Source organism: Rhizobium moroccans (assembly GCF_057559155.1).
Genome location: NZ_JBHFJG010000009.1, coordinates 164,922 through 177,245 on the forward strand (window position 1 = coordinate 164,922; position 12,324 = coordinate 177,245).

Sequence of the window (12,324 nt, forward strand, 5' to 3'; positions counted from 1 at the left end):
GTGTCGTCGCTCGTCTTCCTATATCCATTATCTCAATTTCTGTTGAGATGTTGAGATAACCATGGACGAAAAACAAGCTCTCGACGCCTTCACCGCGCTCTCCCAGGAGACCCGGCTGCGGATCGTGCGTTTTCTGGTGGCAGCCGGTCCGCAGGGCTCCGCCGCCGGAGAAATCGGCCAGGCGATGGACGGGGCGTCCTCGTCGCGCATGTCCTTTCATTTAAGCCACCTGGAACAGGCCGGCCTCGTCATATCCCGCAGGGAGGGAAGGTCGATCATCTACAGCGCCGCTTATCCGGCGCTCTCCGGCTTGGTCGAATTTCTCATGCGCGACTGCTGCCAGGGCCACCCCGAGGTTTGCAATCCGGCCGTTGCCGCGCTGTCGTCCTGCTGCGAACCCGCGAAAGGCGCCAGTCATGCCTGATGCACATCAGCCTGACCGCATCTTCAATGTGCTCTTCCTCTGCACCGGCAATTCCGCCCGCTCGATCCTGGCCGAAAGCATTCTTGCCAAGGATGGCGCCGGCCGCTTCCGCGCCTTTTCGGCGGGTAGCCAGCCAAAGGGGGGCGTCAATCCCTTCGCGCTGAAGGTGCTGCAAAGCTTCGACTATCCGGCCAAGGGTTTCCGCTCCAAAAGCTGGGAGGAGTTCGCCAGTCCCGATGCGCCCGTCATGGATTTCGTGTTCACCGTCTGCGACAACGCGGCCGGCGAGGCCTGCCCGGTCTGGCCGGGGCAGCCGATGACGGCGCACTGGGGCATGGAGGATCCGGCCGCGGTGGAGGGGCCGGACATCCAGAAGGAAGCGGCCTTCGTCGCCGCCTTCCGCTATCTCAAAAACCGCATCACCGCCTTCGCCGCACTCCCGGTCGAAAGCCTCGACAGGGTATCGCTTCGGGCAAAGCTCGTGGATATCGGTCGGTCGGAAGGTGCTTCTTCACCCAAAAACAGCGCTGCGTGAGGTGCATCATGGATATTATCATCTATCACAATCCCGATTGCGGAACCTCGCGAAACACGCTGGCGATGATCCGTAATGCCGGCATCGAGCCGCATGTCGTCGAATATCTGAAGACGCCGCCGTCGCGGGCGATGCTGGTGCAGCTCATCGAGCGCATGGGCATCGCCCCCCATGCGCTGCTGCGCGAGAAGGGCACGCCCTATGCGGAGCTCGGGCTTGGCGATCCGGGCCTGACCGACGACCAGCTTCTCGACGCGATGATGGCGCATCCGATCCTGATCAATCGCCCGATCGTCGTCAGCCCGAAGGGCGTGAAACTCTGCCGGCCCTCCGAGGAAGTGCTCGACCTGCTGCCTGCTCAGCGCGGCGCGTTCATCAAGGAGGATGGCGAGCGCGTCGTGGACGATCAGGGCCATCGCGTGACGGAATGAGGGCGAACCATGTCCAGTTTTGAACGCTATCTCACCCTGTGGGTCGGGCTCTGCATCGTCGTCGGCATCGCCCTCGGCCATGTCATGCCCGGCGTGTTTCAGGTGATCGGCGCGGCCGAGATCGCCAGGGTCAACCTGCCCGTTGCGCTGCTGATCTGGCTGATGGTCATTCCCATGCTGTTGAAGATCGACTTCGCCGCACTCGGCGAGGTCGGCCGCCATTGGCGCGGCATCGGCGTGACGCTGTTCGTCAACTGGGCAGTGAAGCCCTTCTCCATGGCTCTGCTCGGTTGGCTGTTCATCGGCTGGCTGTTTCGGCCGCACCTGCCCGCCGACCAGATCGACAGCTATATCGCGGGTCTCATCATCCTCGCAGCCGCACCCTGCACGGCGATGGTGTTCGTCTGGTCGAACCTGACGAAAGGCGAGCCGCATTTCACCTTGAGCCAGGTTGCCCTCAACGACGCCATCATGGTGGTGGCCTTTGCCCCGATCGTCGGTCTTCTGCTCGGCCTGTCGGCGATCACCGTGCCATGGGATACGCTCATCCTGTCGGTCGTGCTCTACATCGTGATCCCGGTGATCGTCGCGCAGCTTGTCCGTCGCTCGATACTTGCTGCCGGAGGACAATCCGCGCTCGACCGGGTTCTGGCAAGGCTCGGTCCTGCCTCGCTCGCCGCCCTTTTGGCGACGCTGGTATTGCTGTTCGGCTTCCAGGGCGAGCAGATCATAGCCCAGCCGCTGGTCATCGGGCTGCTTGCCGTGCCGATCCTGATCCAGGTCTATTTCAACTCGGGTCTTGCCTATCTGCTCAACCGGCTCACCGGCGAGCAGCATTGCGTGGCCGGCCCATCGGCCCTCATCGGCGCATCGAACTTCTTCGAGCTGGCTGTTGCGGCCGCAATCAGCCTCTTCGGCTTCCACTCCGGCGCGGCACTCGCGACCGTCGTCGGCGTGCTGATCGAAGTGCCGGTGATGCTTTCGGTCGTCTGGATCGTCAACCGTTCGAAGGGTTGGTACGAACGTGGCGGCAAGACGGCAGCCGTCGCCGAGGCGAACCACTGATGCCGTGTGATCTGCCCAATGTCGATGACAAGAGCCTCGACGCGCCGTCTCTTGAACGGCTGCGCGCAGCCCCCTCAAGTCATCCGCCTCGCATCCTGTTGCTCTATGGCTCGTTACGTGAGCGCTCCTATAGCCGGTTTCTCACGCTGGAGGCCGAGCGCCTGCTGAAACATTTCGGCGCGGAGACCCGTGTGTTCGATCCGCATGATCTTCCCTTGCCCGACGGTGCCGGGGTCGATCATCCGAAGGTGCGGGAACTTCGCGAATTGTCGCTCTGGTCGGAAGGTCAGGTCTGGACCAGTCCTGAACGACACGGTGCGATGAGCGCGGTAATGAAGGCGCAGATCGATTGGATTCCGCTCTCCGTGGGAGCGATCCGGCCCACACAGGGCCGTACGCTTGCCGTCATGCAGGTGTCGGGCGGTTCACAGAGCTTCAACGCCGTCAACCAGATGCGTGTGCTGGGCCGCTGGATGCGGATGGTGACGATCCCCAACCAGTCGTCGGTCGCCAAGACATATCAGGAGTTTGACGAGGAAGGCCGCATGAAGCCGTCCTCCTACTACGATCGGGTGGTCGATGTTATGGAGGAATTGATCAAGTTCACGCTGTTGACGCGCGACATCTCAGGCTATCTCACCGACCGTTACAGCGAGCGCAAGGAAGCGGCGGCGAAGCTGGCGTCAGACATCGGGCTGAGGGCCATCTGACATGCGGTCCTGGATGGATGTCGCTTTACTCGGCCTGACGCAGATCATCGGCTATGGAACGCTCTACTACAGTTTCTCCATTCTCGCGCCTTCCATGGCGCGGGATCTCGGCTGGTCTGGCGAATGGATCTACGCGGCTCTGTCGGCGGCATTGCTGACGGGCGGACTGGCGGCGCCCTTGGCGGGACGGTGGATCGATCGCTTCGGTGCCGGTCGCATCATGGCGATCGGCTCGGTGGCGGCGGCGCTGGCTCTTGCGGCTTGCGCGCTCGCTCCCTCGGGGCTCGCCTTCGTACCCGCCTTGCTCGCGATAGAAATCGCCTCGACGCTCGTGCAATACAGCGCGGCCTTTCCGCTGCTGGTCCAGCGCCATCCCCGGACCGCGCAGCGCAGCATCGTCTATCTGACGCTGATCGCCGGTTTCGCCTCGACTATTTTCTGGCCGCTTACGACCTGGCTCCATGGTTTTCTGACCTGGCAGCAGGTTTATCTCGTCTTCGCCCTGCTGCACGTGGTCTTATGCTTCCCGATCCATATGTGGATGTCGCGCCGAACCACCATCAGGCAAGCTGAGGCGGCCGATGTCGAGGCGACTCATCCCCATTCACCCCTTCAGGGAACCCTCTCACCAGAGGTTCGCGGCAAGGGTTTCCTGTTCATGGCCGTCGCCTTCGCGCTCCAGAGCTTCATCAGTTCGGCGGTTCTCGTGCACATGCTGCCGATGCTTTCGGCGCTCGGCCTCGGCCTGGCTGGCGTTGCCGTGGGCGCATTGTTCGGACCCTCGCAGGTGGCCAGCCGCTTCATCAACATGATCTTCGGAGCCGGGCTGTCGCAACTCTCGCTCGCCATCATCTCGGCCGGGCTGCTGCCGGTCGCGCTCATTCTTCTGCTTGCCACGGCGCCGTCCTTTGCCGGCGCGATGCTGTTCGCCGTCCTGTTCGGCATGGGCAATGGCCTTTACAGCATCGTCGGCGGTACGCTGCCCCTGGTTTTGTTCGGTGCGCAGGGATATGGCGCGCGCCAAGGCCAGATCACCTCGGTGCGCCTGATCGTCGGATCGGTCGCACCGTTTGCCTTCGCGCTGATGATGCAGCATGCGGAGGCGACATGGACCCTGCTGTCTACCGGCATCCTCGGGGCAGGGGCCGTGCTGGCGCTTCTGGCGATCAGAAGGCTTGCGCATCATGACGCGAAGACTGGCGCGACAAACAAGCCGATTGCGCTGAGCGAGCACAGAACCGAAGCCTGATTTTTTCATCGAACCCTACGAGGTGGGGAAATCCCCATGCCGCCTGCCGCTCTGGCAAGGCGGCATTTTTCCGTTTGTCGATCATCCAGTGTTGACAGGCCGGCCATTCCGTCGATATATCAAAATAGAAACTAATATCTCAGTTAAAGAACTGATATGCCTGATACGGTTGAATTCCCTTCCTTGCCACTGTCCGATCTCGTAAGTCCGGGAGAGCTGCCGTCCGGCGGCAACATGGCCAACCGCATCCATGCGCTGCTGCGCAAGCTCATCGTTGAAGTGAAGCTTCTGCCGGGGCGCGCCCTTTCGGAAAAAGAGATCGCGGCGCTGCTCGACGTCAGCAAGACACCGGTTCGCGAGGCGATCATCCGGCTGGCGGAAGAGGGGTTCGTCAAGGTGGTGCCGCAAGGCGGCACGTATATCGCCCCGATCGACGTGCAGCGCTACATGGAGGCCTGTTTCATCCGCTTCAAGCTGGAGGAGGGCGCCGTCGTCGAAGCGACCAAGCGCCATTCCCTGGAAGACATCGCGCGTTTGAAGACCTGCCTTGCCAGGCAGCGAGCCGCGGCAAAGGACGAGAAGTTCACCGACTTCTTCCTCCTGGATGAGGAATTCCATCGCACGATCTTCGCCGCAGCCCGGCTTCCAGGCGCCTGGAGCGTGGTCAATCAGGCCAAGGGCGAGATGGATCGCATGCGCCATCTCAAGCGCGTCTTTGCGGTTCGCCGTACCGAAAAGGTGATCGAGGAGCACGAGAACATCGTGAGCGCCATCGAGACTGGCGACATCGAGAAGGCGCGCGAGGCGGTGGTCCGTCATCTCGGATCGCTCGAATCCAAGATCGCCGAATTGTCCAAGAACCCGAAGATTTGGGCCTATATCGAGCAGATCAATACGCGTGTCGCCAAGAAGCGTGTTGCGAGAGGTCCCAAGACGATCGCCTGAACATCCAAGGCTTTTGAGGAGGGGCCTTTCATGTCCGCAGTCCAGATCAACGACGTCATCAAACGGTACGGCGCCTTCGAGGTCGTCCATGGCATCAGCCTGGCGATCGAGCCCGAGGAGTTCGTCGTGCTCGTCGGACCCTCTGGCTGCGGCAAGTCCACGACGCTGCGCATGGTGGCTGGCCTGGAGGATATTTCGGAAGGCACGATCTCGATCGGGGGCCGCGAGGTCAACAAGGTCGCGCCGAAGGATCGCGACGTCGCGATGGTGTTCCAGAATTACGCACTCTATCCCCATCTCAGCGTCGCGGAGAACATCGCTTTCGGGCTGCGCGTGAGGCGGGAGCGCCGCGAGGTGATCAATCAGGCGGTTTCGGAAGCCGCGCAGATCCTGGGGCTCACCGAATACCTCTCGCGCAAGCCCGCCGATCTTTCGGGAGGCCAGCGCCAGCGCGTTGCCATGGGGCGGGCGATCGTGCGCAAGCCGAAGGTCTTCCTCTTCGACGAGCCGCTTTCCAACCTCGATGCCAAGCTGCGCACCTATATGCGCGCGGAGATCAAGCAGCTTCACCGGCGCATGAAGGCCACCAGCATCTATGTGACGCATGATCAGGTGGAGGCGATGACGCTTGCCGATCGCATCGTCATTATGAACGGCGGCAATATCGAGCAGGTCGGATCGCCGATGGAGGTCTTTCTAGAGCCCGCGAACACCTTTGTCGCGAGCTTTATCGGGTCGCCTCCGATGAACCTGCTCGATGCGTTGATCGCCAAGCGGAATGGTGAGGTCAGAGCTGTGCTTGCCGGCGAGGGTGGACAAAGCCTTGCCGTCCCCGACAGTTTCGCGCGTTCAGCGGCGGATGGGCAACCCGTCAAGCTCGGGATCCGCCCAGAAATCATGTCGGTCAGGACGGACAATGCCCGCGATGTTCTGGAATGCGCGATCGAACTGGTGGAGCCGCTTGGCGCAGAAGCCCTACTGCATGGCAAGACGGACGGGCAGTCCTTCATCGCCAAGGAAGAAACTCTCTATTCCAATCACGAGCTGAATGCCGTTTCCCGGCTGGGCGTCGATAGTAGCCGCATCCACATCTTCGATGCCGCGACCGGCCGCACTCTCAAGGCTGAAGTGTGAGAACCGGCATGAAACAATCGTTTCGCAACACGCTACATTCATTTGCGGAAGACTTTCGGCGGGACTGGCAGCTCTACCTGTTGCTGGCGCCAATGGTCATCTGGTTCGTGCTGTTTCTCTACAAGCCCATGTACGGGCTTTTGATCGCCTTCAAGGATTTTTCGATCTTCCGGGGCATCGAGCGCAGTCCATGGGTGGGCTTTGCCCATTTCGAGGTTCTGTTCCAGAACGACATGTTCATCAGGGCCTTCTGGAATACGATCGCCATCAGTGGGCTGGGGCTGATCTTCGCATTCCCGATACCGATCATCCTGGCTCTGATGTTCAATGAGGTGCAGAACGCCGTCGCCAAGCGCTGGGCGCAGACGATCGTCTATCTGCCGCATTTCATCTCGGTGGTGATCGTCGCGGGCATCGTCATCAATTTCCTTTCGCCCTCCACGGGCGTGGTCAATCTGCTTTTGACCAGCCTGGGTTTCGAACCAATCTATTTTCTGACCAGGCCCGAATGGTTCCGGCCCGTCTTCATCGGCTCGTCCGTATGGAAGGAAGCGGGTTTCGAATCGATCGTCTATCTCGCGGCGATCGCAGGGGTCAGCCCGACGCTTTATGAATCGGCCCGCGTGGACGGCGCCTCGCGCTGGCAGATGATGTGGCGCATCACGCTGCCCTGCATTCTCCCGACGATCATCATCATGCTGATCATCCGCATCGGCAATCTGGTCGAAGTCGGCTTCGAATACATCATCCTGCTCTACCGCCCGCCGACCTACGAGACGGCCGATGTCGTCTCGACCTTCATCTATCGGACCGGCCTGCAGGGAACCCAGTATGATCTGGCGACCGCCGCCGGGCTGTTCAACGCGGTCATCGCCTTCGCCCTTGTCTATTCGGCAAATCGCATCAGCCGAAGACTTTCTTCAACGTCGCTCTGGTGAGGTCCGGGATGAGCAGTTTCAATCTCTATTCCCGCGGCGACAAGATCTTTGGCTGGATCAACGCCATTCTGCTTGGGCTCTTTGTCCTGTCCACGCTCTACCCGTTCATCTACATCCTTTCGGCGTCGCTCTCGTCTGGCGCTGCCGTCACCTCGGGCCGGGTCACGCTTTGGCCGGTGGACATGACGCTTGCGGCTTACGACCGCGTGCTCTCGGACCGGATGTTCTGGGTGGCCTACGGCAATACGTTCATCTACACCTTCGGCGGCACGCTGATGAGCCTGGCGATCATGATCCCGGGCGCCTATGCGCTTTCGCGCAAACGCCTGCGCGGCCGCACCTTCCTCAATATGGCGATCGCCTTCACGCTCTGGTTCAACGCGGGGATGATCCCGTTCTTCCTCAATATGCGGGATCTTGGGCTTCTCGATAGCCGGTTCGGCATCATCATCGGTTTCGCGGCCAATGCGTTCAACGTGATCCTGCTGCGCAACTTCTTCGAGGCGGTTCCGAAATCGTTCGAGGAAGCCGCCAAGATGGACGGCGCAAGCGAGCTCCAGCTTCTGTGGAAGGTGTTCATCCCTCTTTCCAAGCCCGCGATCGTGACCGTGGCGCTGCTTTGCGTCGTCTCGCGCTGGAACGGCTACTTCTGGGCCATGGTGCTCCTGCGCGGCGAGGAGAAGATACCTCTGCAGGTCTATCTGAAGCGCGTGATCGTCGATCTGAACTCCAACGACGAATTCGCCTCGAGCCTGCTGACAGCCCGATATTCCTTCGAGACGGTGACCTCAGCCATCATGGTCGCCTCCATCATTCCCGTCCTCATCATCTATCCCTACGCGCAGAGGTACTTCACCAAGGGGATTCTGCTGGGCGGGGTCAAAGAGTAATGCCACTAAGGGAGGAGAAACCTATGAGTGCATTGCATAAGGGAGCATCCGTTCTAGCGCTGATCGCGGCGATGATAACGGCGTCGCCGGGCCTGGCTCAGGAAACCACGAAGATCGTCGACGATCCGCTGGAATTGACGATCCATTTCCACTTCCGCGACAAATACGTCTATTCGGAAAAATGGCCGGTCGAACAGAAGGCGGCCGAACTCACCAACATCCATGTCCGAAATGTCGCGTCGCTGGCGACCACCAGCAGTCGCGACGCCTTCAATCTGCTCATCGCTTCGGGCGATCTCCCCGATATCGTCGGCGGGGACGCCTCCGGCGGGCTGAAGGAGGACTTCATCCGATACGGCCTGGAGGGTGCATTCATTCCTCTGGACGACCTGATCGAGGAGCATGCGCCGCATCTCAAGGCCTTCTTCGACAGCCATCCGGATATCCGCCGGGCGATCTCGGGACCGGACGGCAAACTTTACTTCATTCCTTATGTGCCTGACGGGAAGTTCTCGCGAGGCTGGTTCATCCGCCAGGATTGGCTGGACAAGCTCGGTCTCAAGCAGCCCGAGACGCCCGAAGAGGTCCATGAGGTCCTCAAAGCCTTCCGGGATAAGGACCCGAACGGCAACGGCGTCAAGGACGAGGTTCCGTATTTCGCCCGTGAGGAGGTCGATGCGATCCGGCTGATCAATCTCTGGGATGCCCGCGTTTCGGGATCGGAACGCTATGGCGATTTCGCGGTCTATGACGGCCAGCTTCGTCATCCCTGGGCCGAGGAAAACTACAAGACGGGCATTTCCCATGTCGCCCAGTGGTACAAGGAAGGCCTGATCGACAAGGAGATATTCACCCGCGGCGCCCGCGCCCGCGAATATCTGCTCGGCAACAACCTCGGCGGCATGACGCATGACTGGTTCGCCAGCACTTCCACCTACAACGATGCGCTGACCGGCAAGATCGACGGATTTGCGCTTCGGCCGATGCTGCCGCCCAAGACGGTGAGCGGCCAAAGGTTCGAGGACGCCCGCCGTCTGCAGGTGCAGCCTGTCGGTTGGGCGATTACCGCCACCAACGAGCACCCAGTCGAAACCATCAAATATTTCGACTTCTGGTTCTCTGAGCAGGGCCGCATCCTGTCGAACTTCGGGGTGGAGGGACTGACCTATGAAATGGTCGACGGAAAGCCGCACTTCACGAAGGAGGTCCTGGGCAACAAGGATCCCGTCAATGCCCAGCTCTGGGCGGTGGGTGCGCAGGTCCCGCGCGGGTTCTGGATGACGTATGAATATGAGCGCCAATGGACCAACAAGATCGCGCTTGAGGGCATTGACCTGTACGAGGAGTGCAACTGCCTCAAGGACGAGTTCCTTGGCGTGTCGCTGAACGCCGACGAGAAGGCCGTTTTTGACCGCTACTGGCCGAGCATTCTCACCTACATGACCGAGATGCAGCAGACCTGGGTCCTCGGCGCCCAGGACGTCGACACCGGCTGGGATGCTTACAAGAAGCGCCTCGGCGAACTCGGCTATGACAAGGTCATTGCCGTCATGCAGTCGGCCTACGAGCGTCAGTACGAAGCTGCCCGCTAGGCAGCCGCCTTATCTGGATGGCGGCGCCACCGTCGCCATCCAGCCCCATATTTCCATAGGAGTTCGAGCCGCGATGCGTCACTCTGCGCCGGCCATTGCCAAGCAAGCCCATCTCGATGAACCGCGGGCCGGTTCGTTGACCATAGATTATATGCCGAGCGAGCAGAGGCAGCCGCGCGAGAACCCGCCGCGCTTCTCCTGGCTTCCGGATATCGACGACGGCGCGCGTTATGTGGTCCGTATCTCGAACGATCCCGATTTTGCAGATGGGGGGACGCGGAGCTACGAGGACCTCGCCTGGAATTTCTTCACGCCGGAGGAGGCGCTTCCAGCCGGCCGTTATTACTGGTCCTATGCGCTCTGGGACCCTGCGGCGTGCGGCTGTGCTTCGAACTGGAGCGCCACGCGCAGTTTCGAGATCACCGATGGCCTGCCGCAAACGCCGCTTCCCGATCGCAAGGCACGTCATGCCGCGGGCGGCACGGCTCACCCTCGGCTCTGGCTCGATCCGGACAAGCTCAAGGCCTTCGCCCTGGCGGTCGCGCACGACCCGCACCATTGCGGCTGGTCGGATTTCTATTCCAAATCGGTCGAGCCCTGGATCAACCGCCCGATTATCCCCGAACCTCAACCCTACCCAAACAATGTACGGATCGCCACACTCTGGCGGCAGATGTACATCGATTGTCAGGAGGTCATCTACGCCATCCGGCATCTTGCGATCGGTGGCAAGGTCCTGGGCAGGGACGACCTCCTGGATACCGCGCGCGCCTGGCTGCTGGCCGTTGCCGGCTGGGACCCGCAAGGTGCCACATCCCGTGCCTATAACGATGAAGCTGCCTTCCGTATCGTGGTGGCGCTGGCCTGGGGTTATGACTGGCTTTACGACCACCTGAGCGAAGAGGAGCGGACAACGGTTCGCACCGCACTTTTGCGACGCACGCGCGATGTTGCCGAGCATGTCATTGCGCACGCCCGCATCCATGTTTTCCCCTATGACAGCCATGCGGTGCGGTCGCTGTCGGCGGTTCTGACGCCAGCCTGCATCGCGCTTCAGGGCGAAAGCGAGGAGGCGACGGAGTGGCTCGATTACACTGTTGAATTCCTGGCGACGCTCTACTCGCCATGGGCCGGAACGGATGGCGGATGGGCGGAAGGTCCGCATTACTGGATGACCGGCATGGCCTATTTCATCGAGGCCGCCAATCTCATCCGCTCCCATACGGGGGTCGATCTCTATCAGCGACCCTTCTTCCAGAACACCGGAAGCTTTCCGCTCTACACCAAGGCACCGGGCACCCGGCGCGCGGGCTTCGGCGATGATTCCACGCTTGGCGATCTTCCGGGTCTGAAAGCCGGCTATAACGTGCGCCAGTTCGCAGGCGTGACCGGCAACGGTCACTATCAATGGTATTACGAGCGCATCAAGGCCGACGCCGCCGGCACGGAAATGGCGTTTTATAACTATGGCTGGTGGGACCTGAACTTCGATGATCTGGTCTACCGCCACGACTTTCCGCAGGTTGCCGCAGCATCGCCGGAGGATCTGCCGGCGGTCGCCTGCTTTGATGACATCGGCTGGGTGGCAGTGCAGAAGCGCATGCACGACCCCGACCGGCACCTCCAGTTCGTCTTCAAGTCCAGTCCCTATGGCTCGATCAGTCACAGCCACGGGGATCAGAATGCCTTCCTGCTCTATGCCTATGGCGAGGATCTTGCCATCCAGTCCGGCTATTACATCGCTTTCGGCTCCGGCATGCACCGGGATTGGCGTCGGCAGACGCGATCGAAAAACGCGGTGCTGATCGGTGGCAAGGGCCAGTATGCGGAGAAGGACAAGGCGCTTGCCCGCCGTGCTGCTGGCAAGATCGTCGAGGTCGAGGAAAAGCCGCAGCATTTGCGCATTCTAGGCGACGCGACGGCGGCCTATCAGGTCGCCAATCCGCTGGTTCAGAAGGCTCATCGGGAAATCCATTTCGTCAACGAGGCCTATTTCGTCATCGTCGACCAGGTGGAGTGCAGCGAACCGCAAGACCTTCAATGGCTCTGCCATACCATCGGTGCGCCGCAAGTGGGCCGCTCGAGTTTCCGCTACCACGGGCAGAAGGCCGGGTTCTACGGTCAGTTCGTGTTTTCCTCAGCCGGCGCGCCGCAGATCGCCGCTATCGAAGGCTTTCCGGGCATCGATCCGGCGGAGCTGGAGGGGCTGGAGCTGCACCACCATGTCAACGCCACGGTTCCGGCGGCGGCGAGCCACACGCTGGTGACCCTCCTGGTTCCCTATGATTTGAAGGAGCCGAGGCGCATCTTCAGCTTCATCGACGATCAGGGTTTTTCCACCGACATCTATTTCACCGATGTCGATGACCAGCGCTTCAAGCTGACGCTCCCCAAGAAGTTCTAATCAAAGA

General features: G+C 61.0%; 12 protein-coding genes. All 12 read left to right on the forward strand.

Going from position 1 to position 12,324, the window contains the following annotated elements:
- The first annotated feature begins 61 nt into the window (after positions 1-61).
- On the forward strand, positions 62-424 hold the full coding sequence (locus tag ACE04I_RS07020) for an ArsR/SmtB family transcription factor (RefSeq protein WP_046796570.1): 363 nt from the start codon (positions 62-64) through the stop codon (positions 422-424).
- Positions 417-959: an arsenate reductase ArsC gene (locus tag ACE04I_RS07025; protein WP_487206815.1), complete on the forward strand. Its 543-nt coding sequence runs from the start codon at positions 417-419 to the stop codon at positions 957-959. Before ACE04I_RS07020 ends, ACE04I_RS07025 begins: the two co-directional genes overlap by 8 nt.
- Positions 960-967: 8 nt before the next feature.
- Positions 968-1,390, forward strand: coding sequence for an arsenate reductase (glutaredoxin) (gene arsC / locus ACE04I_RS07030; protein ID WP_487206816.1), 423 nt, complete (start codon positions 968-970; stop codon positions 1,388-1,390).
- Between the two features lie 9 nt (positions 1,391-1,399).
- Positions 1,400-2,455 carry an ACR3 family arsenite efflux transporter gene (gene arsB, locus ACE04I_RS07035; protein ID WP_487206817.1) on the forward strand — a complete coding sequence of 352 codons (1,056 nt, stop codon included), beginning with the start codon at positions 1,400-1,402 and terminating at the stop codon, positions 2,453-2,455.
- Positions 2,455-3,165 carry an arsenical resistance protein ArsH gene (gene arsH / locus ACE04I_RS07040; protein WP_487206818.1) on the forward strand — a complete coding sequence of 237 codons (711 nt, stop codon included), beginning with the start codon at positions 2,455-2,457 and terminating at the stop codon, positions 3,163-3,165. The genes arsB and arsH overlap by 1 nt, the downstream gene beginning before the upstream one ends.
- A gap of 1 nt (position 3,166) precedes the next feature.
- The gene (gene arsK, locus ACE04I_RS07045) at positions 3,167-4,414 is read left to right on the forward strand and encodes an arsenite efflux MFS transporter ArsK (protein WP_487206819.1); all 1,248 of its coding nucleotides are present in this window, start codon (positions 3,167-3,169) and stop codon (positions 4,412-4,414) included.
- Positions 4,415-4,570: 156 nt separating this feature from the next.
- On the forward strand, positions 4,571-5,359 hold the full coding sequence (locus ACE04I_RS07050) for a GntR family transcriptional regulator (RefSeq protein ID WP_487206820.1): 789 nt from the start codon (positions 4,571-4,573) through the stop codon (positions 5,357-5,359).
- 30 nt (positions 5,360-5,389) lie between these two features.
- Positions 5,390-6,493, forward strand: coding sequence for an ABC transporter ATP-binding protein (locus tag ACE04I_RS07055; protein ID WP_046796577.1), 1,104 nt, complete (start codon positions 5,390-5,392; stop codon positions 6,491-6,493).
- Positions 6,494-6,501: 8 nt separating this feature from the next.
- Positions 6,502-7,431 carry an ABC transporter permease gene (locus ACE04I_RS07060; protein WP_487206821.1) on the forward strand — a complete coding sequence of 310 codons (930 nt, stop codon included), beginning with the start codon at positions 6,502-6,504 and terminating at the stop codon, positions 7,429-7,431.
- An 8-nt stretch (positions 7,432-7,439) separates the two neighbouring features.
- Positions 7,440-8,321, forward strand: a complete 882-nt coding sequence (locus tag ACE04I_RS07065; RefSeq protein WP_046796579.1) for a carbohydrate ABC transporter permease — start codon at positions 7,440-7,442, stop codon at positions 8,319-8,321.
- Between the two features lie 23 nt (positions 8,322-8,344).
- Positions 8,345-9,913: an extracellular solute-binding protein gene (locus tag ACE04I_RS07070; protein WP_487206822.1), complete on the forward strand. Its 1,569-nt coding sequence runs from the start codon at positions 8,345-8,347 to the stop codon at positions 9,911-9,913.
- Positions 9,914-9,986: 73 nt separating this feature from the next.
- Positions 9,987-12,317, forward strand: coding sequence for an alginate lyase (locus tag ACE04I_RS07075; protein WP_487206823.1), 2,331 nt, complete (start codon positions 9,987-9,989; stop codon positions 12,315-12,317).
- Positions 12,318-12,324: the final 7 nt, after the last annotated feature.

What these genes read in the sequence shown, in the direction of transcription:
- ACE04I_RS07055 (WP_046796577.1), top strand. Translation starts at nt 5,390, where the DNA reads ATGTCCGCAGTCCAGATCAACGACGTCATCAAACGGTACGGCGCCTTC.
- arsK (WP_487206819.1), top strand. Translation starts at nt 3,167, where the DNA reads ATGCGGTCCTGGATGGATGTCGCTTTACTCGGCCTGACGCAGATCATC.
- arsH (WP_487206818.1), top strand. Translation starts at nt 2,455, where the DNA reads ATGCCGTGTGATCTGCCCAATGTCGATGACAAGAGCCTCGACGCGCCG.
- ACE04I_RS07020 (WP_046796570.1), top strand. Translation starts at nt 62, where the DNA reads ATGGACGAAAAACAAGCTCTCGACGCCTTCACCGCGCTCTCCCAGGAG.
- ACE04I_RS07075 (WP_487206823.1), top strand. Translation starts at nt 9,987, where the DNA reads ATGCGTCACTCTGCGCCGGCCATTGCCAAGCAAGCCCATCTCGATGAA.
- arsB (WP_487206817.1), top strand. Translation starts at nt 1,400, where the DNA reads ATGTCCAGTTTTGAACGCTATCTCACCCTGTGGGTCGGGCTCTGCATC.
- ACE04I_RS07050 (WP_487206820.1), top strand. Translation starts at nt 4,571, where the DNA reads ATGCCTGATACGGTTGAATTCCCTTCCTTGCCACTGTCCGATCTCGTA.
- ACE04I_RS07070 (WP_487206822.1), top strand. Translation starts at nt 8,345, where the DNA reads ATGAGTGCATTGCATAAGGGAGCATCCGTTCTAGCGCTGATCGCGGCG.
- arsC (WP_487206816.1), top strand. Translation starts at nt 968, where the DNA reads ATGGATATTATCATCTATCACAATCCCGATTGCGGAACCTCGCGAAAC.
- ACE04I_RS07065 (WP_046796579.1), top strand. Translation starts at nt 7,440, where the DNA reads ATGAGCAGTTTCAATCTCTATTCCCGCGGCGACAAGATCTTTGGCTGG.
- ACE04I_RS07060 (WP_487206821.1), top strand. Translation starts at nt 6,502, where the DNA reads ATGAAACAATCGTTTCGCAACACGCTACATTCATTTGCGGAAGACTTT.
- ACE04I_RS07025 (WP_487206815.1), top strand. Translation starts at nt 417, where the DNA reads ATGCCTGATGCACATCAGCCTGACCGCATCTTCAATGTGCTCTTCCTC.